The sequence below is a fragment of the Rhodococcus sp. NS-SX18 genome (genome assembly GCF_057367935.1).
This window is the reverse complement of sequence record NZ_CM170633.1, coordinates 266945-287240: the sequence shown is the minus strand read 5'-3', so window position 1 is coordinate 287240 and position 20296 is coordinate 266945. Positions and strand designations below refer to the sequence as shown.

18 protein-coding genes are annotated in these 20296 nt (G+C 69.3%); 8 read left to right on the top strand and 10 right to left on the bottom strand.

The window, feature by feature from the left end; all coding sequences use genetic code 11:
• Positions 1 to 94: 94 nt before the first annotated feature.
• The 4 genes from AC2IPW_RS01290 to AC2IPW_RS01275 all read right to left on the bottom strand — a co-directional run bounded on the left by AC2IPW_RS01290 (position 95) and on the right by AC2IPW_RS01275 (position 6445).
• Positions 95 to 1423 carry an MFS transporter gene (locus tag AC2IPW_RS01290; protein ID WP_450120014.1) on the bottom strand — a complete coding sequence of 443 codons (1329 nt, stop codon included), beginning with the start codon at positions 1421 to 1423 and terminating at the stop codon, positions 95 to 97.
• Between the two features lie 26 nt (positions 1424 to 1449).
• Positions 1450 to 3771: a cytochrome P450 gene (locus AC2IPW_RS01285; protein WP_486376100.1), complete on the bottom strand. Its 2322-nt coding sequence runs from the start codon at positions 3769 to 3771 to the stop codon at positions 1450 to 1452.
• 249 nt (positions 3772 to 4020) lie between these two features.
• Positions 4021 to 5448, bottom strand: coding sequence for a rifampin monooxygenase (gene rox, locus AC2IPW_RS01280; RefSeq protein ID WP_486376099.1), 1428 nt, complete (start codon positions 5446 to 5448; stop codon positions 4021 to 4023).
• 325 nt (positions 5449 to 5773) lie between these two features.
• Entirely contained in the window at positions 5774 to 6445 is a 672-nt protein-coding gene (locus AC2IPW_RS01275; protein WP_486376098.1) for an IclR family transcriptional regulator, read from the bottom strand.
• A gap of 139 nt (positions 6446 to 6584) precedes the next feature.
• Between AC2IPW_RS01275 and AC2IPW_RS01270 the strand changes: the two genes are divergently transcribed.
• Both AC2IPW_RS01270 and AC2IPW_RS01265 read left to right on the top strand, forming a co-directional pair.
• Complete coding sequence (locus AC2IPW_RS01270) at positions 6585 to 7364, top strand: acetoin reductase (protein ID WP_010596221.1); 780 nt, start codon at positions 6585 to 6587, stop codon at positions 7362 to 7364.
• 31 nt (positions 7365 to 7395) lie between these two features.
• On the top strand, positions 7396 to 7521 hold the full coding sequence (locus tag AC2IPW_RS01265; RefSeq protein WP_268744397.1) for a hypothetical protein: 126 nt from the start codon (positions 7396 to 7398) through the stop codon (positions 7519 to 7521).
• A 171-nt stretch (positions 7522 to 7692) separates the two neighbouring features.
• Here AC2IPW_RS01265 and AC2IPW_RS01260 read toward each other — a convergent pair whose 3' ends face one another.
• Positions 7693 to 8199 carry a CGNR zinc finger domain-containing protein gene (locus AC2IPW_RS01260; RefSeq protein ID WP_486376097.1) on the bottom strand — a complete coding sequence of 169 codons (507 nt, stop codon included), beginning with the start codon at positions 8197 to 8199 and terminating at the stop codon, positions 7693 to 7695.
• Positions 8200 to 8245: 46 nt separating this feature from the next.
• On the opposite strand from AC2IPW_RS01260, the gene AC2IPW_RS01255 reads away from it, so the two are divergent.
• The 4 genes from AC2IPW_RS01255 (at position 8246) to AC2IPW_RS01240 (ending at position 12802) form a co-directional block, all read left to right on the top strand.
• Positions 8246 to 9169: an AEC family transporter gene (locus AC2IPW_RS01255; RefSeq protein ID WP_003937190.1), complete on the top strand. Its 924-nt coding sequence runs from the start codon at positions 8246 to 8248 to the stop codon at positions 9167 to 9169.
• Between the two features lie 460 nt (positions 9170 to 9629).
• Positions 9630 to 10976: an MFS transporter gene (locus tag AC2IPW_RS01250; RefSeq protein ID WP_486376096.1), complete on the top strand. Its 1347-nt coding sequence runs from the start codon at positions 9630 to 9632 to the stop codon at positions 10974 to 10976.
• Positions 10977 to 11055: 79 nt separating this feature from the next.
• Complete coding sequence (locus tag AC2IPW_RS01245) at positions 11056 to 12597, top strand: acyl-CoA synthetase (RefSeq protein WP_486376095.1); 1542 nt, start codon at positions 11056 to 11058, stop codon at positions 12595 to 12597.
• Between the two features lie 31 nt (positions 12598 to 12628).
• Positions 12629 to 12802, top strand: a complete 174-nt coding sequence (locus AC2IPW_RS01240) for a hypothetical protein (protein WP_161628485.1) — start codon at positions 12629 to 12631, stop codon at positions 12800 to 12802.
• 235 nt (positions 12803 to 13037) lie between these two features.
• Here the strand turns inward: AC2IPW_RS01240 and AC2IPW_RS01235 are convergent, their stop codons facing one another.
• From AC2IPW_RS01235 to AC2IPW_RS01225, 3 genes are all read right to left on the bottom strand, one after another.
• On the bottom strand, positions 13038 to 14267 hold the full coding sequence (locus AC2IPW_RS01235) for an acyl-CoA dehydrogenase family protein (RefSeq protein WP_416062443.1): 1230 nt from the start codon (positions 14265 to 14267) through the stop codon (positions 13038 to 13040).
• Positions 14268 to 14291: 24 nt separating this feature from the next.
• On the bottom strand, positions 14292 to 15353 hold the full coding sequence (locus AC2IPW_RS01230; RefSeq protein ID WP_416062442.1) for a phosphotransferase family protein: 1062 nt from the start codon (positions 15351 to 15353) through the stop codon (positions 14292 to 14294).
• A 174-nt stretch (positions 15354 to 15527) separates the two neighbouring features.
• Complete coding sequence (locus tag AC2IPW_RS01225; RefSeq protein WP_248957412.1) at positions 15528 to 16157, bottom strand: TetR/AcrR family transcriptional regulator; 630 nt, start codon at positions 16155 to 16157, stop codon at positions 15528 to 15530.
• Between the two features lie 198 nt (positions 16158 to 16355).
• On the opposite strand from AC2IPW_RS01225, the gene mihF reads away from it, so the two are divergent.
• Together mihF and AC2IPW_RS01215 are read left to right on the top strand one after the other, a co-directional pair.
• Positions 16356 to 16673 (top strand): integration host factor, actinobacterial type, encoded by a 318-nt coding sequence (mihF, locus tag AC2IPW_RS01220; RefSeq protein ID WP_003937196.1) that lies wholly within the window; start codon positions 16356 to 16358, stop codon positions 16671 to 16673.
• A 113-nt stretch (positions 16674 to 16786) separates the two neighbouring features.
• Positions 16787 to 17695 carry a cation diffusion facilitator family transporter gene (locus tag AC2IPW_RS01215; protein ID WP_416062441.1) on the top strand — a complete coding sequence of 303 codons (909 nt, stop codon included), beginning with the start codon at positions 16787 to 16789 and terminating at the stop codon, positions 17693 to 17695.
• Positions 17696 to 17917: 222 nt separating this feature from the next.
• On the opposite strand, the gene AC2IPW_RS01210 is transcribed toward AC2IPW_RS01215, so the two are convergent.
• Positions 17918 to 18328, bottom strand: a complete 411-nt coding sequence (locus tag AC2IPW_RS01210) for a VOC family protein (RefSeq protein WP_407040536.1) — start codon at positions 18326 to 18328, stop codon at positions 17918 to 17920.
• A gap of 95 nt (positions 18329 to 18423) precedes the next feature.
• Entirely contained in the window at positions 18424 to 20214 is a 1791-nt protein-coding gene (locus AC2IPW_RS01205; protein WP_486376094.1) for a glycoside hydrolase family 15 protein, read from the bottom strand.
• Positions 20215 to 20296 lie beyond the last annotated feature (82 nt).

Below are 20296 nucleotides of genomic sequence, written 5' to 3'. Positions count from 1 at the left end.
CACCTCCGGTCCGACCGTACCGCGGGACGGCGGTCCGGACGGGGTAACCGGGAGTGCTGTTGCCGGGCGGCGGGCGCCCGGCAACAGCCACCGGTCACTCGATGCGGTCGAGATCGACGCCCTTGGTCTCGCGGCTGCTCAGCACCGCGGCGACGGTGATCATCATGGTCACCACCAGATACGCGACGACGGTCCCGACCCCGAACCGGTCGACGAGCCAGACGGCGATGAACGGCGCGGGCGCACCGGCGATGATGGACGAGCCCTGGAACACCAGCGAGGATCCGGCATACCGGTACCGGGTCGGGAACAGCTCGGTGATCCAGGCGGCCTCGGGACCGGCGAGCGCGCCGTGGAAGAAGGCACCGACGCAGACCCCCACCCACAGCAACGGCACGCTCTGCATCTGCACGAGCCAGAAGAACACGGGTGCCCACACCACGAGCACCACGGCCGGGACGAGCATCGCGACGCGGCGGCCGACCCGGTCGGACCAGCGGCCGCCACCGATCATGCCGACGAACTGGAACACCGACGCGAAGGTCACGGCCAGCATCACGTCCCCGCGGGCGAAGCCGTGATAGGTGGTGGCGTACGCGATGACGAAGATCGTGTACACGTAGAAGGCGATGTTCTCGCCGAGCCGCATGCCGATGCCGATCAGCAGCGGGCGGGGACGGGACAGCGCTTCGACGATGCTCGACCGGGACTCGGGGCGGTCCGCCGCGGCGGACTGCGCCGCCCGGAACACCGGGGACTCCTCGACGCCGTGCCGGATCCAGAAGCCGATGACCAGGAGGGGAACGGCGAACAGGAATGCGATCCGCCAGCCCCATGCGTCGAACGCGTCGGCCGGAAGCAGCAGCACCAGGGTCGAGACGACCACGGCGGCGAGCACGGTCCCCGACGGTGCGCCCGCCTGGGGCCACGACGCCCAGAAGCCGCGGCGCTTCGGTTCGCCGTACTCGCTCACCAGCAGCACCGCCGCACCGAATTCACCGCCGAGCGCGAAACCCTGGATCATGCGCAGCGCGACGAGCAGAACCGTCGCCCAGATGCCGATCTGTTCGTAGGTCGGCAGCAGTCCGATCGACGCGGTGGCCGTACCCAGCATCACGAACGTGATCACGAGCATCGGTTTGCGGCCGAACCGGTCACCGAGGTGACCGAAGACGATGCCGCCGAGCGGTCGGGCGATGAAGCCGAGTCCCTGAGTGGCGAGGGCGAGCAGCAGTTTGGTGATGCCGTCGGAGCCGGGGAAGAACAGCGGACCGAGGACGGTGGCGGCGAGGATGCCGTAGATCGCGAAGTCGTACCACTCGAGCACGGCACCGGCCATACTGCCGGTGAGAACCCGCTTGAAGCTGCTGCGTGGCACGTCCGGCGCGGTGCGCACGGCGATCGGGTCGAGCGTGGATCCCATGGCGGGTCCCTTTCGGATCGGGTGAGTCAGAGTCGGAGGGTCAGGCGGTCGCCGCAGGCACGCGAACAGCAGGTCATCATCTGCCGGTTCGCTGCCCGCTCGGCCTTGGTGAGCACGGTGTCGCGGTGGTCGACCTCGCCGTCGAGGACGGTGACCTCGCAGGAGCCGCAGAGGCCTTCCTCGCAATCGCTGGGTACGTCGATGTTGTTGGCGCGCAACGCGTCGAGGACGGTCTGGGTGGACTCGACCCGCACGGTGAGCCCAGAGTCGCGCAGTTCGAGGTCGAAGGCGTGCTCGACGTCCGGGTCGAGTGCCGTGAGGGACGAGGTGAAATGCTCGACGTGCAGCGCACCGTCGGGCCAGTGCCGGCTCGCGTCCTCGAGTCCGGCGAGCAGCCGTCCGGGCCCGCACGCGTAGATCTGGGTGCCGGGCACCGGCGTCGCGAGGAGGACGGCGAGGTCGACCCGGGTGCCTTCCTCCGAGACGTGCAGGGTGGCCCGGTCCCCGTGCCCGGCGACACGCTCGAGATAGGCCATGCCGGAACGGTTCCGGCCGCAGTAGTGCAGTTCGTAGCTCCACCCCCGGGCGCGGGCGTGGTCGGCCATGGCCAGGACGGGGGTGATGCCGATGCCGCCGGCGACGAACACGTAGTGCTCGGCGTCGGGGTCGAGCGCGAAGTGGTTCCGGGGGCCGCGAATCCGGAGCGAGCCCCCCACCCGGAGCTGTTCGTGGACGTAGCGCGAGCCGCCGCGACTCTCGGGGTCCAGGAGAACGGCGATCTCGTAGGTGGACGCGTCGGACGCGCCGCACAGCGAGTACTGCCGCGACAGCGCACCGAGGTCGACGTCGATGTGGGCGCCGGGAGTCCACGCGGGCAACGCGTTTCCGGCGGGGTCTCGCAGGACGACGCGTAGCACGTCGTCGGCGATCCGGTCCAGGCGCTCGACGGTGACGGTGCGCGAGACCGACCGGGTCGAGGGCTCGCCGATGGTGACCGGATGGCGCCGTTGCAGCACGGCCGGGTCGGTGCGCTCGGGATTCGCCTGCGGATCCCACTGCACCCACACGTGATCGGGACCGCGGAACGAGGTGTTCGGCAGGTAGGTGAACTCCTGATCGGGCACGAGTTCCATGTGGGGAAGCCGCGTGGTCAGTTCCTCGAGGAAGATCTGCATCTCCATGCGGGCGAGGTTCTTGCCCATGCACTGATGGCTGCCGTACCCGAAGGTGAGGTGGTCGCTCGAGTTCGGGCGCCGGATGTCGAACTCGTCGGGGTGATCGAAGTGCCGCTCGTCGTGGTTGGCGGACGAGTTGACCACGAGGAGCTTTGCACCGGCGGGGATGTCGACGTCGCCGATGCGGGTGTCGGCGGTGGCCACCCGTCGCCACGCCGCGACCGATCCCGAGTGGCGCAGGCATTCCTCGACGGCGTTGGGGATCAGCGACGGATCCGCGCAGATCTCCTCCCACACCGGGCGGTTCTCGAGCAGCAGCTTGAACGCGTTCGCGGACGCGTTGGCCGTGGTCTCGTGGGCGGCGACGATGCCGGCCATCATCATCGAGTGCAGGTAGGAGTCGGTGACGACGTCCGGCATCTGTTGCTGCATGCGGATCCCGAAGGGCATCCAGCCGTGTCCCGACGGGTCCTGCCGCAACTTCTCGAGCACCGTGCCCGCGTACTGCCAGAACCTGCCGACCGCTTCGGCGACGGCCACCTGCTCCTCGGGTGCGGGACGGCCCCAGGTGTTCACGGTGTGGGCGATCGAGTACTTGCGCATCGTCGCCATGTCCTCCTCCGGCACGCCGAGGAAGTGCAGGGCGACGGTGAGAGGAACCTCCCACAGCATCTCGTCCACGAGGTCGGCCTTGCCGGATTCGACGAAGCGGTCGACGTATTCGCGCGTGAGACGTCGCACCATCGGCTCGTGATGCGCCAGTTCCTTCGGGGTGAACGGGTCCATGAGCGCGCGGCGGCGCGGCATGTGGGCCGGCTCGTCCTCGTTCACGAGGGTCCGCGCCATGGCGTAGTCGTAGCGGGCGAGGGTCGCGGTGGCCTCCTCGGAGACCGGGGTGATCTTCTCGAGAGCGATCGCCGGCGAGAACACGAGGTTGTCGCGGAACACCGCCTTCACATCCTCGTAGCGGGTGACCACCCAGTAGCCGAGTTCGGGGCTGTAGAACACCGGCTCCTCGTCGCGGGACCAGCGCAGCGATTCGGCCGGATCGGCCTGGTAGGCGGGCCCGAACGGGTCGAACGCCGCGGCGTTCGCCGACACCGGACAGCCGCCGGCCAGGGCCGTGTGATCGACGGGGCACGCGGACGCCGACGCCGGAACTGATGCACTCATACTGACACCGAAAACCTCTCCACCTGCACTGTTACTTTTATCGAACAGTTTCGTCCTATATGAGGACAAGGAGCAGAGTAAGGGGCGTCACAGAGGAGGTCAAGCCGCAGCGGCGGTCACATCCGGCGGACCCCGCTCGAGGGAACACGTCTCTCCCCCGCACCCGGCAACCTGTGCCCGACACCGGAACCCGGCAAACCGGACGTCCCGAGAAATACCCGCTCGGCCGGAACAGCCACGATCGCGCCCTCAGCCGGCGGCGGCACCGAACCACTCGGACAGCCGCCCGAGCAGATCCTGCTGATCGTCACCGACCCACGCCACGTGGCCGTCCGGCCGCAGCAGCGCCGCGGGCACGTCCAGTTCCTCGCTGACGTCGACGACGTGGTCGACCCGATCCGCCCAGCCCGCCACCGACAACCGGCCGGTCCGATCGAGCAGCAGCCCACGGCCGCCGTGCATCAGCTCGTAGAGACGGCCTCGCTTCAGCGCCACGTCCCGCATCCGCCGGCCGAGCAACTCGTGCCCATCGCCGAAGTCGTAGCGGACCCCGACGGCGGTGATCATCTCGGTGATGTACCGGTTCACCTCATCCAAATCCATCAGCTCGGAGAACAGTTCCCGCAGCGCGGTCGCGCCCGGATCGGTTCCCATCAGCGCGATCTGCGCGCGGGTGTTCGCCAGCACGCGGGCGCCCACCGGGTGGCGCTCGGCGTGGTAGCTGTCCAGCAGCCCCTCCGGCGCCCAGCCGTCGACCGCCGCAGCCAGTTTCCAGCCCAGGTTGAACGCATCCTGGATGCCCAGGTTGAGTCCTTGCCCCCCGGTCGGCGGATGGATGTGCGCGGCGTCGCCGGCCAGCAGCACCCGCCCGACCCGGTAGCGCTCGGCCTGCCGGGTGGCGTCACCGAAGCGGGAGAGCCAGCGCGGCGAGTGTGCACCGAAGTCGGTGCCGGCGATCGCCCGCAGCTGCTGCGTGAACTCCCCGAGGGTCGGTGCGGCCGCGCGGTCCTCGCTCACCCCGTCGGCGGGCACGACGACGCGGTACATCCCGTCCCCGAGCGGTACCGCACCGAACCGCAGCTGGGTCTTGCGGACTTCCGTGACGACGGCGGCCACCGTCGCCGGGTCCTCGGTCATCCGCATCTCCCCCAGCAGCGTCTCGACCCTGCTGGGCTCACCGGGAAAACCCACGCCGAGCAGCTTGCGCACCGTGCTGCGGCCGCCGTCGCAACCGACGAGATACCGCGAGCACAGCCGAGCGCCGTCGGCCGTTTCGACCGTCACCCCGTGATCGTCCTGGCTCAGTCCGACCACCTCGCAGCCGCGCCGGATCTCGGCACCGAGTTCGAGGGCACGCTCGTCGAGCAACCGCTCGGTGACCGGTTGCGGAGTGGCGAGGCCGTACGGGTGCGCCGTGTCCAGCCGATCCGGCCACGGCTTGACGATTCCGCCGAAAAGCCCGCCGAACCGGAACTTCTCGCTGACGGCGAGGAACCGATCCAGCAGGCCGCGCTGATCCATCATCTCGACGCTGCGCGCGTGCAGCCCCTGCCCGCGGGACTGCCCGCTCGGTGCGGTCAGCTTCTCCAGCACGAGCGTGCGCACGCCGTGCAGCCGCAACTCGGTGGCCAGCATCAAACCGGTCGGCCCACCGCCGACGACGATCACATCGATCATGAAAACCCCGTTCACTGGTTGAATTTCGGCCACCCCTCCACGCGGACCGGCGCCCCACGCCCGCAGACCCCCACCCGGCGGCGCGACTCCCCTCGGGGATCTCGTCCGCCGGCCGATCCCACCTGCGAATCCCCACTTTCCGCAGGTCCCGGCTTCGACTGGCGATTCTGCAGCACGACCGGGGCCTTGCGGCAAGACCCGGTGCGCGATATACGTTGAAAGGGGCAGGGAATCGAAGACATCCCCGCCGTTCTTTCTCCCGCACCGCATTCGATGCGCACCGGAGTTCCGTCGATCCCCGGACTCGTGTCCGGTGGCGGGAGTGTCAGTCGGTGAGCAGAACGCTCAGCCGCGCGGCCGCGTCCTGGACGGCGAGCGCCGCGGCGTCGACGTCGAGACCGGCGATGGCCACCACCCCCACACTGCATTCGAGACCGGCCCCCCGGGGCGCGCGGACCCCGGCAGCGACACCCACGGCGCCGTGTTCGAGCTGCCCCCGGGTGACGCTGTAGCCGAGCTCCCGGGCCTGCTTCACCGCGTCGGGGTCGCGGGCGTCCTCGGGCCGCAGCGCGAGGATCGCGATCCCGGCCGCACCGCGGTGGAGCGGGTGCCGGTTGCCCACCCGGTAGCCCACGTGCAGGAGCGCCCCCTCCGGCTCCGCGACGAGGATGACGATGCACTCGTCCCCCTGCGCGGCGGAGACGAAGGCCGTCGCCTGCGTGCGCTCGGCCAGGTCGTGCAGCACCGAACCGGCCGCGTGCTGGAACTGCGGCACGAACCGCGACGAAAGGACGGCGGCACCGGCGCCGAGCCGGATCCGGCCGTCGTCGGCCCGTACCACCAGCGAGTGGGATTCGAGCGTGGCAACGATCCGGTAGCAGATCGCCCGCGCGATCTCGAGCTCTTTGGCGAGGTCCGCGACCGTGATACCGGCGGGTGACCGGGAGATGAGGTCGAGCGCGCGCAGACCACGATCGAGCGTCTGCAGCGTACTCATGGTTTCCTCCGTCCGTCCGTCCGGATCCGACCCTACCGGCGCGGGCATCGCCCCCGATGCAGCGCATTGCAACGCTTGAGCACCGCGCGCCGCACTGGTTGCCTTCGAGTGACGCAGGTCACTACGAACAGGAGTCGGCATGGGCATCGAAGGCAAGGTCGCGCTGGTCACCGGCGCCGGACAGGGCATCGGACGGGCGATCGCGCTGCGCCTGGCGGCCGACGGTGCGGACGTCGCACTGCTCGATGTCGACGGCGGAAAGCTGGCCGCGGTCGAGGGCGAGGTGCGGGCGGCCGGCTCGAAGGCGATCTCCGTCGTCGCGGACGTGACCGACCGCGAGCAGATCCGAGCCGCCGTCGACCGGACGGAGGCCGAACTCGGCGGGTTCGACATCATCGTCAACAACGCCGGCATCGCACAGGTCAACCCGATTGCCGACGTGACGCCGGAGGAGGTGTCGCGGATCATGGCGGTCAACGTCGAAGGTGTGCTGTGGGGCATCCAGGTCGCCGCCGCCAAGTTCCGCGAGCGTGGGCACGGCGGAAAGATCGTCAACGCGTCCTCGATCGCCGGTCACGAAGGCTTCGCGATGCTCGGGGTGTACTCCGCGACCAAATTCGCCGTCCGGGCGCTCACGCAGGCGGCGGCCAAGGAGTACGCGTCCGACGGGATCACCGTCAATGCCTACTGCCCCGGCGTCGTCGGCACCGACATGTGGGTCACCATCGACGAACGCTTCGCGGCATTGACCGGGGCACCGAAGGGAGCGACGTTCGAGAAGTTCGTCGGCGGCATCGCGCTCGGCCGGGCGCAGACACCGGAGGACGTCGCGGCCTACGTCTCCTACCTCGCGGGCCCGGACTCCGACTACATGACCGGGCAGTCCGGGCTGATCGACGGTGGCCTGGTCTATCGGTGACCCGAACCCGCTGCACCGGAAGGACATTCCCGTGTTGACCAGAACGGTACGGGCACTGGCGGTTCCCCTGCTCGTGTTCCTCGACCACATGATGGCGCCGAAGCACTGCCCCGAGCTGTTCGAGCTCTCCGAGCAGCTCGCGGACCGACCCGACTGATCGGCGCGACCGGTGCCGGTTCGCCGCCGGACCTCGCCGCGCCTTACCGCCACAGGCCGGCGAGGTCCGGCGTTTCCGCCGGGCCGGAAAACCGGCGCGTAATGCCTGTTCCGCACTGACCGATTGCGTGACGATGTGGCCGCGCACGAGTCGCGCCGTCGGCACGAGTGTTCAGCGGAACTTCCTGGCTCGGTGGCGGCGTACCGCGTCCGCATTTCCGCAACGGGCACTGCAGTACGCTCGGCGGCCGTTGCGGCTGGTATCGACGAACACAAGACTGCGTCCCGTGTTCGCGCATGCGCCCAGCCGTCCCCCCTCGGCCTCGACGGTGAAGATCGCGAGCCCGCCCGCGGTGACCGCCGTCACGCGTCCGACGACGTCGTTCTCGTCCGGCGTGAAATGCAGATGGGGACGACGGTTGTCGTGAGTGGTGAGGTACACGCTGGCTACCCCGTCGAGCAGCAGGGCGTTGATCGATCGGCAGCGTTGCTCCTCGTCGGGTGCCACGAACACCGTCCGGAGCCGGGTCGACCACCGGCGCAGCGCCGGCAAGTCGCTTTCGCCGACATCCGACCACCGGATCGCGTGCTCGCGAAGCACCGCCTCGACCTCCGGGACGGTCCACACGCCCCGCGCCTGAAGGTTCACGAGGTCCGCGGCCAGCAGCGCGCCGGTCATGTTGTCATGGTTGAACTGCACTGACCGATTGCATCACGGTGGTCGCGTGCACCTGGTCACCACCGCCGTCCTCCCCGTCGTTCTCGTCCTCGCCCTGGGCGCTGTCCTCCGTCGCCGTGTCGTCACCGACGCCGGCTTCTGGCGTGGAATGGAGTGGCTGAGCTACCACGTGTTCACGCCTGCGTTGTTCGTCGAATCGATCGCACGGACCTCGCTGCGGGAGGTCTCGCCGGTTCCGTTGCTTCTCAGCCTGTCGATCCCGGTCCTGGCCGTGTCGATGCTGCTCGTCGCCCTGCGTCGACCGCTTCGGGCCGAGGGGCCGCAGCTCACCTCGCTGGTGCAGGGAAGCATCCGCATCAACACCTACATCGGACTGGTGTTCGCCTCGGCGCTCGAAGGCACCGCCGGGGTGGCCGCGTTCGCACTCGCGGCCTCGGTGATGGTTCCGTTGGTCAACGTCGTCTCGGTCACCGCGCTGTCGTTCTTCGGTGCCCGCGATCACGAGGCTGCGACGACGAGTACGTGGCGCCACCTGGCCACCAACCCCTTGATCCTGGGATGCCTCGCGGGCTTGACGCTCAACCTCACCGGAATCGGGTTGCCCTCGGCGATCGCGGTGCCGGTCGAGATGCTGGCAGAACCCGCACTCGTCACCGGCACACTCGTGGCAGGGGCGGCGATCACTCTTCGGGTGCGGCTGCGCGACGGCCTCGACATCACCATCGCGTCGACGATCAAACTGATCGCCCTTCCGCTGGCTGCCGCGGCCCTCGCAAGTGCACTGGGCTTGACCGCCGCGGCCCTGACCGCCGTCGTGCTCATCTGCGCCGTCCCCACCGCGCCCTCGGCGTACATCCTCGCCGGCCGCATGGGTGGCGACGCGCAACTGATGGCATCCATCACCGGAGCGCAGACAGTCCTTTCCACGGCGACTCTGCCGCTGGTCCTGCACCTGACCACAGCGACATGACCCACGGCCTGCAACGACGTGACGCGTGAGCGCAGCACCGTGCTGCACCGCCGGAGGCGACATGCCCGCCCAATGATCACCGACGGCGAGACACCTCGCGGCAACGTCCCGGCCCATGCTTCCCAGTCAGGCCGAGTAAACAGTCGGTCGGCTGAGAACACGTAAGCTTCAGTAGAGAATCCGGCCTCATCCACGCGCCCTCGCACTGTTCGCGCCCACGAAGACGGGGAGTTGCCCCGGTCACCGTCTCTTCGGCAGCTCGCAATGCCATCCGACCAGTTCCAGGCGGTACGCCACACACACCAGGGGACGCCGGACCCGCGAACCCCTCGCCGGAAAGCTCCCACCGGGTGCGTCCCCGCGCCCCGACACGAGTTTGACTTTGTGCGGCGCGTCACATAACTTGTCGACTGCTAACCGAACGATCGATTGGCTACATACGTTCGCAGGAAGGGCAGCCATGGCCACCCCCTCGGTTTCACAGGCGCAGGAGACGACGCCCGGCGCTCCACAGCACGCCGCCCCGCAGAACACGCGGCGGGCGGCCCGTAAGGCCGCGTTCGCCGCAGCGGTGTCGACGTCCCTCGAGTGGTACGACTTCTTCATCTATGCCACCGCTGCGGCGCTCGTGTTCAACAAGACGTTCTTCGCCACCGGCAGCGAGGTCGTGGCCGCGCTCAATTCGTTCGCCACCGTCGCCGTCGGTTTCGTCGCCCGCCCGATCGGCGGGATCGTCTCGGGCCACTTCGGCGACAAGTACGGGCGCAAGCCGGTGCTCGTGACCGCCATCCTGCTCATGGGTGTCGCGACCACCCTGATCGGCTTCGTGCCGAACACGTCGATCACCTGGCTCGCTCCCGCGATGCTGGTCCTGCTGCGCATCTGCCAGGGCCTGGCCGTCGGGGCGCAGTGGGGTGGCGCGGTTCTGCTGGCCACCGAGTACGCTCCGGCCGATCGCCGCGGCTTCTACGGAAGCTTCGCCCAGCTCGGCATCCCGATCGGCGTGGTGATGGGTAACGCGGTCTTCCTGGCGGTGGCGTGGGCGGTCTCGCCCGAGGCGTTCACGTCGTGGGGCTGGCGCGTGCCGTTCTGGATCAGCCTGTTCATGCTCTTCGTCGCGTTCGCCATCCACCGCTACCTCGAGGAGACCCCCGAGTTCCAGCAGGTCGAGGCCAAGCTCGCGGCCGCGCCGGCCCAGCGACGTTCCCCGGTCCTCGAGGTCCTCCGGCACAACAGTGGCACCGTGCTCATGGCGGGCGGCACCTATCTGGTCGGCATCGTGATGTTCTACATCACCATCACCGGCTCCGTGCAGGTGGCTACGACGAACCTCGGCATCGCGCGCTCGGACGTGCTGGCGATCATCCTGATCGCCGCGGGCGTCCTCGTACCGATGGTGCCGCTGACCGCCTACCTGTCGGACCGCTACGGCCGCAAGCTGATCTACGGCATCGGCATCGTCGCCATGGGTCTGTGGGCCGTGCCGATGTGGCTGCTCATCGGGGCGTCGTCGTCGGGCGACATCCTGCCGTTGGCCGTCGCGCTCATCGTCTCCTGCGTGGTCATGTCGTTCCAGACCGGACCGCAGGCCGCCCTGTTCGCCGAGCTCTTTCCGCCGGAGATCCGTTACTCCGGAGCATCTCTGGGATACCAGGCCGCGGCGATCCTCGGTGGCATGGCGCCCATGGCGATGGTCGCGCTGATCAACGGGGAGGTCGCCAACCTCTGGCGCGTGGGTCTGCTCATCGCGGCGCTCTCGGTCCTCGCCCTCGCCTGCCTGGTGGCCCTCGCCCGTCGGCGCCCCTGAGCTCGTTGCCACTGAGCTCGTTGCCCCTGAGCTCGTTGCCACTGAGCTCGTCGCCCACCGAACGAACCCTGGAGAACCCATGTATCCCGGTGCCTATCTCGACACCGCTGCACACAAGCCCGCCGTGATCATGGCCGACACCGGCCGGACGGTCACCTTCGCCGAACTCGAAGCCAATTCGATCCGCATCGCCCGCCACCTCCGCGCACTGGGACTGTGCCGCGGCGATCATGTCGCGGTGCTCGCCACCAACACACCCCGGGTGTTCGACATCTACTGGGCGGCGATGCGGTCGGGTCTCTACGTCACGATGGTGAACTGGCATCTCACCCCCGGCGAGGCCGCGTACATCGTCGACGACTGCGGCGCGAAGGCCGTGATCGTGGACGCCGCGCTCACGGAGATCGCCGGTGAGCTCCCTGCCCTGCTGCCGAACACCGAGCACCGCCTCGGCTTCGGCGGCACGCTTCCCGGGTATGCCGACCTGGACGCGGCCGCAGCTGCCGAGTCCGACGTGGCACTTGCGGATCAGCCGCGGGGGACGGACATGCTCTACTCGTCGGGCACCACGGGCCGCCCCAAAGGCATCAAGCCTGCCCTGCCCGACCGCCAGGTCCACGAACCCGGCGACACGATGACCGCAATGAATGCCTCGGTGTGGGGCGTGAATTCGGAGACTGTGTACCTGTCCCCCGCACCGCTGTACCACGCGGCGCCGCTGCGCACGTGCGCCGCGGTGCAGGCCCTCGGCGGCACGGTGGTCGTGATGGACCGCTTCGATGCCGAGAAGGCCCTCGAGTACATCGAGCGGTACCGCGTCACCTACAGCCAGTGGGTGCCCACCATGTTCGTGCGCATGCTCAAACTCCCCGAGGACGTGCGCTCCCGCTACGACGTGTCCAGCCTGCAGGTCGCCGTGCACGCCGCAGCCCCCTGCCCGATCGAGGTCAAGCGACAGATGATCGCGTGGTGGGGTCCGATCCTGTCGGAGTACTACTCCTCCACCGAACTCAACGGCCTCACCCTGGTCGGCACGGACGAATGGCTGCGTAAGCCCGGAACGGTGGGCCGGGCCGCGCTCGGGATCGTCCACATCTGCGGCGAGAACGGCGACGACCTGCCCGCGGGGCAGATCGGCACGATCTACTTCGAACGCGACGTGCTGCCGTTCGAATACCACAACGCGCCGGAGAAGACCCGCGATGCCCAGCACCCGCGCCACCCGGCGTGGACGACGACCGGCGACGTCGGTTACCTGGACGAGGACGGGTACCTGTTCCTCACCGACCGCGATTCGTTCATGATCATCTCCGGCGGGGTCAACATCTACCCGCAGGAGATCGAGAACGCGTTCGTCGAGCACCCCAAGGTCCTCGACGCCGGCGTGATCGGGGTGCCCGATGCCGAGATGGGTGAGATCGTGACCGCGGTGATCCAGCCCGCTCCCGGCGTCGACGGCGACGACACGCTCGCCGCCGAACTGGCCGACCACCTCCGCGGCCGCCTCGCCAAGTACAAGCTTCCGCGCCGGATCGTGTTCAGCGACGACATGCCCCGCACACCGACCGGCAAGCTCGTCAAGCGCAAGTTGAAGGAGCGCTTCGTCGACACTCCGGTGTGACACCGGACCACGAATCCTGTCGACTACGAATATGATTCGGCCTGCCGCTCGTTGCGAGCGGCAGGCCGAATCGTCGGTTCGAGGTCGCGTCCCGGCCGGTTCGGCACCCCTTGCGATCGCCGGACGCGTGCTCGGCGAGCTGCGCACCACCAGTCCGGTGCGCGTGGTGGATCCGGCCGGCATCGTTGCCGCGATGGGGGTGTGATCGCGCGATCCCTCTGACGGGCACTACCGGCCCGGGGCGCTGGTCACCGCACCTACGTGCACGGGGCGCTGTTCACCGCCCATGCGTGCACGGGGCGCTGTTCACCGCCCACTGCGCCGCACGCGCCCCGTGACTGCCGCCGAGTGCGGCACTCACGGGGCGCGTTTATCCGAGCGGCGGAGGCACCTGCACGAGTTGCTCCGGGGGTCTGTCGACTGGGCGCCCCCGGGTGGTCCTATCCGCGCACCTCGTGCAGCACCGGGGTGGCGGCGAACTCGGCGCGGGCGAGGGACCGGCGATGCACCTGGTCGGGGCCGTCGGCGATCTGCAGGAACCGTGCCTGCGAGTACAGCATCGCGAGCGGAGTGTCCTGGGACAGGCCCGCACCGCCGAAGATTTGGACGGCGTCGTCGACGATCTCCTTCACCGTCTGCGGCACCAGCACCTTGGCGGCGGCGATGTCGTGCCGGGCGGCCTTGGCGCCCTCGACGTCCATCCGCCAGGCGGCCCGCAGCACCATCAGCCGAGCCGCATCCACCCGGATGCGCGCGTCGGCGACGGTGGCTTGCACGACCCCTTCGTCGGCCAGCGGCCTGCCGAATGCGACGCGGGTGCGCGCCCGTTCCGTCATCAGCGCGACGGCGCGTTCGGCCATGCCGATCAGACGCATGCAGTGGTGGATCCGGCCCGGACCCAGGCGGGCCTGCGCGACGGCGAAACCCTGGCCGCGCGGGCCGAGCAGATTCTCCTTGGGCACCCGCACCCGGTCGAAGACGATCTCGCCGTGCCCGCCCTCGTGCCGGTCGTCGAATCCGAGCACGGTCGTGGAACGGACGATGTCCAGGCCCGGGGTCTCCATCGGGACCAGCACGATCGAGTGCTTCGAGCCGGCGGGGGCGTCGGGGTCGGTGACGCCCATGACCATCGCGACGCGGCAGTCCTCCCGCAGTGCGGCGGTGGACCACCATTTGCGGCCGGTGAGCACCCACTCGTCGCCGTCGTCGGCGATCTCGAGGCGGACGTTGCTCGCGTCCGAGCTGGCGACGTCGGGTTCGGTCATCGAGAAGCAGGACCGGATCTCACCTTCCAGCAGGGGGCCGAGCCACTGCTGCTTCTGAGCGTCGGTGCCGTAGCGGGCGAGCAGCTCCATGTTCCCGGTGTCCGGTGCGGCGCAGTTGAGCGCCTCCGGGGCGAGATGCGGGCTCCATCCGGTCAATTCGGCCAGCGGGGCGTATTCGAGATTGGTCAGGCCGGCCCCGCCCGCCTCGGGGAGGAAGAGGTTCCACAGCCCCTGCCGCTTGGCGGAAGCCTTGAGGTCGGCCATGATCGGCGGGGCACCCCAGTAGTCGGGCTTGCTCGCCAGTTGCTGCGTGGCGATCGGCTCGGCCGGCAGGATGCGTTCCTGCAGGAAGCCGGTGAGGCGGTCCTGCAGTTCGCGGACCTTGGGGCTGTATTCGAAATCCATTGTTCCTCCGGTTCGAGTGGTCGCCTAGCGGCGCAATGCGGGAAGGGCCGAGGTGGCGGCGAGATCGAGGGCGCGCCGGAGCAACGGTCCGACCATGTCCGCGATGCCGTCGAAGCCCGCTCCCACCGTCTCGCCCCGCTCGTGGCGGGCACCGATACCCTCGAGGATCACGGCGATCTTGAAGTCGGCGAAGACGATGTACCAGTCGATGTCGGCGAGGTCGATGCCACGCGCTCCGGCGTAGCGTTCGAGCAGCTCCGCGCGGGTGGGGAAGCCGTCGAGGGTGGCGAGGCCGCGGGTGATGGGGTTGGGTGTCGCGCCGGGAACGTCCCAGAAGCTCAGCATGATTCCGACGTCGGCGAGGGTGTCGCCGAGAGTGGCCATCTCCCAGTCGAGTACGGCGGCGATGTGACCGCGGTCCTGCGGCGTAGCGAGGACGTTGTCGAGTTTGACGTCGCCGTGGACGATCCCCGGGTGGCGGGTCTGCGGCAGCGCGCGCCAGAGCTTGTCGAGCAGCACCGCGACCTCGGGCCGGTCGACCCTGCGGGACGCCTCCCACTGCTTCGCCCACCGGCCGAGCTGGCGCTCGAGGTAGCCGTCCGGGCGGCCGAAGCTGCTGAGCCCGACGGCGCCGGGGTCGAGGTCGTGCAGCGCCGCGAGCGTGTCGGCGAGCGAGAATCCGAGGCGGCGGCGTTCGTCCGGGGTGAGGGCCGAGGCCTGGTCGACGGTGCCGACGGCCACACCGTCGACGAGTTCCATCAGATAGAAGGTCGCGCCGAGGATGCTCTCGTCCTCGCACAGGTGCACCGCGCGGGGCACCGGCACGGACGTGCCGCCGAGGGCGTCGATGACGGTGAACTCGCGCCGCATGTCGTGCGCGCTCGGCAGGACGTGTCCGTACGGCGGTCGGCGCAGCACCCATACGTGCTCGTCGTCGGCGAGGCGGTAGGTGGGGTTGGAGCGGCCACCGCCGATGAGGGAGGCGGTCAGTGCCCCGGAGACTCCACCGTCGAGTACGCGCTGCAGGTGGGCGGTCAGGGCGTCGAGATCGAGGCCGGCGACGGCGCCCGCAGGCGATGCAGTCATCGCGGATTCCTTCCTGCGTCGGCCTGTCGGCCAAACGATCGTTCGGGTGACCTACAGAGTCACCGAACGAGCGTTCGGTGTCAACCTCGGTGCCGACGAGAGGATCCGAACTGAGGAAACGCTGACGGAGAGAGGGAAGACTGCCACGCTCGAGACCGGGCAGCCGATCGACCGCTAGGAAGCAGGGGCGCCGACGCGACGGGGGCGGTGCTGCACCATCGCCAAGGCGAGATCCGCGTAGCGGTCCGCGAGTTCCTCCGCCCGCAGCGGCCCGTCGGACCGCCACCAGGTGCACACCGACTGGCCCATGTTGATGATCCCGCGCACCGCATCGCGCGGGAACTCCACCTCGAAGGCCCCCTCTTCGACGCCCCGCTCGACGACGTCGCGGAACAGGCCCTCCTGTTCGTCGCGCAGCGCGACGACGAGCCGGCGACCGGCCTCGTTCAGGCTGCGCAGTTCCGTCGCACCCACCAGCGCATCGAGCTGCCGGGTGGTGTGGAACATGACCCACGCCCGCACCAGCGCCTGCAACTGCGCGTCCGGCGAACCACCCGCCCGCAGCAACGCCCCCCGGGTCATGGCGATCGCATCGTGCAGCGCCCGGGTCATGATGTCCTGCAGAATCTCCTGCTTGGACTTGAAGTGGTGGTAGATCGAGGCGACGGTGATGTCGGCGTCGCGGGCGATGTCCCGCATCGAGGTGCCGTGGTACCCGCGCTCGTTCATGTTCCGCAACGCCGAGTCGAGGATCGCCTGCCGGCCGTTACCGGTCCCGACCGTAGCCGCCTTCGCCGCGCTCATCGTCTACTCCGTCCCGCCGGTCGTGAACCGCTGACAGCGTAGTCGCAGGGCGGGTGCCCGAATCGGCCGGATCCGCCCCGCGAATCCCGAGACGGCCGTCTCCGCGTGCCGAACCGACGGATGTCGGTCCGACCTGGCAGCATCAGCCGCGGCAGCCTCGCCCGGGGCCGCTCACCATCGGACAACACAGGGGGCGTCATGCCAGCACCCGTTCTCACCGACGAACAGCGCACCGCCGCACTCGCCAAGGCCGCCGAAGTGCGCAAGGCCCGCAGCGAGCTGCTCGCCGCCGTCAAGGCCGGCGAGCTCGACGTCCCGGCCGTGCTCGAGAAGGCGGAGACCGACGAGGTCGTGAAGAAGACGAAGGTCTCCGCCCTGATCAAGGCGCTGCCGGGAGTCGGCGCGGTCAAGGCCGCCAAGCTCCTCGAGCAGCTGTCGATCCCGGACACCCGCCGCATCGGGGGCCTCGGCGCCAACCAGCGTCAGGCGCTGCTCGACGCCACGACGGCCGCCTGACCCGTCGTTCGGCCCGGCGCAGGTGTTCCCGCGTCCCGAAGGGGGAACACCTGCGCGGGCGCGTCGACCACGCGCTCCGCGACCACGGAAACCGACCGAGCGGGAGGAGTCGGATGACGACGTCCGTGCCCGAATCGCGGCAACAGCAGGACCGGCTGTTGTTCCGATTCATGCTGCTCTCCTTGGCCGCCGCGGTGGTCACCATCGCCCTCAAGGCGAGCGCCGCATGGGCGACCGGATCGGTCGGGTTCCTCTCCGATGCCCTCGAATCCGGCGTCAACCTCGTCGCCGCGGTGGTGGCGCTGATCGCGCTGCGGGTGGCGGCCCGCCCCCCGGACGCGAGCCACCACTTCGGCCACGGCAAGGCCGAGTACGTCTCCGCTCTGGTCGAGGGCGCGATGATCTTCGTCGCCGCCACCGCCATCATCTGGACCGCGATCGAACGCCTGATCAGCCCGGTTCCGCTCGTCCAGCCCGGGCTCGGACTGGCCCTGTCGACCGTGGCCTCGGTGATCAACCTCGGCGTCGGCCTCACCCTGCTGCGCGTGGGACGCACGCACCGCTCGATCACGCTCGTCGCGGACGGCAAGCACCTGCTGACCGACGTGTGGACCTCCGCCGGAGTGATCGTCGGCATCGCCCTGGTCGCCGTCACCGGCTGGGAGCCCTTGGACCCGATCGTGGCGCTCGCCGTGGGCGTCAACATCCTGTGGACCGGGTACCGGTTGCTTCGCGGCTCGGTCAGCGGCCTGCTGAGCGCCGCCCTCCCCCAGCACGAACAGGACCAGGTCAACGCCGTACTGGACCGGTTCCGTGCCGAGTGCCCCGTCGAGTTCGCGCCGCTGCGCACCGTCGAATCCGGCCGGCAGCGTCAGGTGTTCGTCGTCGTGACCGTGCCCGGCGACTGGACCGTGCGGACCGCCCACGACATGGCCGACCGCATCGAGGCGGCGATCGACGCGGTGCTGCCGCACACCGAGACCTTCATCCACGTGGAACCGGCCGGACCGGAGAACGCCTGACGGCAGCCACCTCGTCGCGGCCCGGTCGAGCGAGAGTTCGACACCTCGAGCGCGAGCGAACCGGAGGCGCGCCGAGCGATCCTGGCGGCACCCGTCGGGACGTTGGGCGACGGCGCGGAGACGCGGAGGGGGCGGAGGCGCGGCTACCGTGGCACGTGGACTACGGATACCAGATCACCATCGATGCAAGGACTTTCGTCTACTTCGGCGCCGTCGCGCGACTCAGCGACGTTCCTGGATACGGACCATGTTGCCCGCCGGGTCTCGGAAGGCGCAGTCGCGGATGCCGTACGGCTGCTCGGTCGGCTCCTGCACGACCTCGACATCCCCGGCCTGCACCTTCTCGAACGTGGCATCGAGATCGCGGGTGGCCAGCAGGATCCAGCCGTAGGTGCCCTTGGCCATCATCTGGGCGATGGTACGACGCTCGTCGTCGGTGATGCCCGGGTCGACGGCCGGTGGCGCCAGAAGGATGGACGTGTCGGGCTGACCTGCGGGACCGACTGTGATCCAGCGCATCTTGCCCTGCCCGACGTCGTTGCGGACCTCGAAGCCGAGAACATCGCGGTAGAAGGCGAGCGACGCCTCCGGGTCGTCGTGCGGCAGGAAGCTGGTGTGAATGGTGATATCCATGACGAGCAGAGTAGGAGCGTCTCCGCGTCCCGCGCTTCTCGATTCCTGATCGATCGAGGCAACCAGTTCGCCGCACCAGGACGGCTACACAGTGATCACCGCGAGGTGGGACGGTGGGTGTGAACGGCATGGCCGGCGAGGTGACGTGCGGTGTTGACCAGCGCCACATGGCTGAATGCCTGGGGCACGTTGCCGAGTTGCCGACGGGCGTGCGGATCGTACTCCTCGGCGAGCAACCCGACGTCGTTGCACACCGACAACAACCGCTCGAACAACGCCCGAGCCTCGCGGGTGCGGCCGGCCCCGTGCAGCGCGTCCGCGAGCCAGAAGCTGCAGGCCAGGAACGCTCCTTCCGGCTCGACGATGCCGTCGACGTGGTCGAGTTCCGGCCGATACCGCAGCAAGAAGCCGTCGTGACCGAGTTCGCGCTCTACGGTGGCCACGGTACTCAGCACGCGCGGATCGTCCCACGGCAGGAATCCGGTGCGGGGAATGAGCAGCGCCGCCGCGTCCACGCCGCGGCTGCCGTAGAACTGGGTGAAGGTGCCGCGATCGGAATCGAATCCCTTCGCCAGGATCTCGGTGCGGATCTGCTCGCGCAGCACGCGCCACCGATCGACCGGCCCGGCAAGCCCGAACCGTTCGACTGCCCGGATCCCCCGGTCGACCCCCGCCCACGCCATCACCTTGGAATGGACGAACGGGCGCCTCGGCCCGCGCACCTCCCACAGACCGTTGTCGGGTTCCTGCCAATGACTCTCGAGAAAATCCAGCAACGCCACCTCGATGTCCCAGGCCGGGTCACCGCGCAGGCTGCTCTGCCGGGCCTGGTGCAGTCCGTCGAGCACCTCACCCCACACATCGAGCTGGAACTGCTCGGCGGCGGCGTTGCCGATGCGCACCGGCACCGAGTTCTCGTAACCGGACAACCACGACAGCTCGTATTCCGGGACACGCCGGGCTCCGTCGAGCTGGTACATCACCTGCAGGTCCGCCGGGTTACCGGCCACCGCCCGCACCAGCCAGTTGCGCCAAGCCTTGGCTTCGACGACGAATCCGCAGCCGAGAAGCGCCTGCAGCGTGAAGGTGGCGTCCCGCAGCCAGCAGTACCGGTAGTCCCAGTTCCGGCTGCCGCCGATCTGCTCGGGCAATGAGGTGGTGGCCGCAGCCAAGATGCCCCCGGTGGGCCGATAGGTCAAGGCCTCCAGGGTGATCAGGGAACGATGCACGGCCTCGGAGTACTCCCCGGTGTAGTCGCACCGCTCGATCCACTCGGTCCAATACGCCTCCGTGTCGGCGATCGCCCGCAGGGCGTCGAGCGGACGCGGGGTGTGCCCGTAGGACAACGCATAGGTCAGCACGAACGGGACACTCTCGCCGGCCCGGACCTCGAACTCCGCGGTGGTCCTCATGTCGTGGCCGTGCAACGGCACCGGGGTGCGCAGCCAGGCCGCATCCGGGCCGGCGACCGCGGTCAGACATCCGGGAAGGCGGCGCACCCACGGCACGACGTGCCCGTAGTCGAAGCGCAGCCGCACCTCGGTGCTCATCCGCACCGATCCCGTCAGTCCTTCGACGACACGGACGACGTCGGCGGCCTCGGCCCGCACCGGCATACAGTCGGTCACCCGCACGGTCCCGGTCGCGGTGACCCACTCGGTGTCCAGAACGAGGGTGTCGCGGCGGTACGCCCGCCGGGTGCACACCCCGCCGTCAGCGGGGGCGAGCAACCATCGTCCGGCCTCCTCACCGTCGAGCAGCGCCGCGAAACACGCCGGAGAATCGAACCGGGGCAGGCACAACCAGTCGATCGAGCCGTCCCGGCCCACCAGCGCCGCAGTGTGCAGATCACCGACCAACGCATAGTCCTCGATACGCTGCTGCATCACCCATCGACCTCCCGGGGTGCCGGCACATCGCCCCGCCGGTGTGGACAGGCACCGACCATGAGCGCGACGTAGCCGTCCA

Coding starts and splice junctions, on each gene's coding strand:
- AC2IPW_RS01290 (WP_450120014.1), bottom strand. CDS start 1,423: ATGGGATCCACGCTCGACCCGATCGCCGTGCGCACCGCGCCGGACGTG.
- AC2IPW_RS01285 (WP_486376100.1), bottom strand. CDS start 3,771: ATGAGTGCATCAGTTCCGGCGTCGGCGTCCGCGTGCCCCGTCGATCAC.
- rox (WP_486376099.1), bottom strand. CDS start 5,448: ATGATCGATGTGATCGTCGTCGGCGGTGGGCCGACCGGTTTGATGCTG.
- AC2IPW_RS01275 (WP_486376098.1), bottom strand. CDS start 6,445: ATGAGTACGCTGCAGACGCTCGATCGTGGTCTGCGCGCGCTCGACCTC.
- AC2IPW_RS01270 (WP_010596221.1), top strand. CDS start 6,585: ATGGGCATCGAAGGCAAGGTCGCGCTGGTCACCGGCGCCGGACAGGGC.
- AC2IPW_RS01260 (WP_486376097.1), bottom strand. CDS start 8,199: ATGACCGGCGCGCTGCTGGCCGCGGACCTCGTGAACCTTCAGGCGCGG.
- AC2IPW_RS01250 (WP_486376096.1), top strand. CDS start 9,630: ATGGCCACCCCCTCGGTTTCACAGGCGCAGGAGACGACGCCCGGCGCT.
- AC2IPW_RS01245 (WP_486376095.1), top strand. CDS start 11,056: ATGTATCCCGGTGCCTATCTCGACACCGCTGCACACAAGCCCGCCGTG.
- AC2IPW_RS01240 (WP_161628485.1), top strand. CDS start 12,629: ATGATTCGGCCTGCCGCTCGTTGCGAGCGGCAGGCCGAATCGTCGGTT.
- AC2IPW_RS01235 (WP_416062443.1), bottom strand. CDS start 14,267: ATGGATTTCGAATACAGCCCCAAGGTCCGCGAACTGCAGGACCGCCTC.
- AC2IPW_RS01230 (WP_416062442.1), bottom strand. CDS start 15,353: ATGACTGCATCGCCTGCGGGCGCCGTCGCCGGCCTCGATCTCGACGCC.
- AC2IPW_RS01225 (WP_248957412.1), bottom strand. CDS start 16,157: ATGAGCGCGGCGAAGGCGGCTACGGTCGGGACCGGTAACGGCCGGCAG.
- mihF (WP_003937196.1), top strand. CDS start 16,356: ATGCCAGCACCCGTTCTCACCGACGAACAGCGCACCGCCGCACTCGCC.
- AC2IPW_RS01215 (WP_416062441.1), top strand. CDS start 16,787: ATGACGACGTCCGTGCCCGAATCGCGGCAACAGCAGGACCGGCTGTTG.
- AC2IPW_RS01210 (WP_407040536.1), bottom strand. CDS start 18,328: ATGGATATCACCATTCACACCAGCTTCCTGCCGCACGACGACCCGGAG.
- AC2IPW_RS01205 (WP_486376094.1), bottom strand. CDS start 20,214: ATGCAGCAGCGTATCGAGGACTATGCGTTGGTCGGTGATCTGCACACT.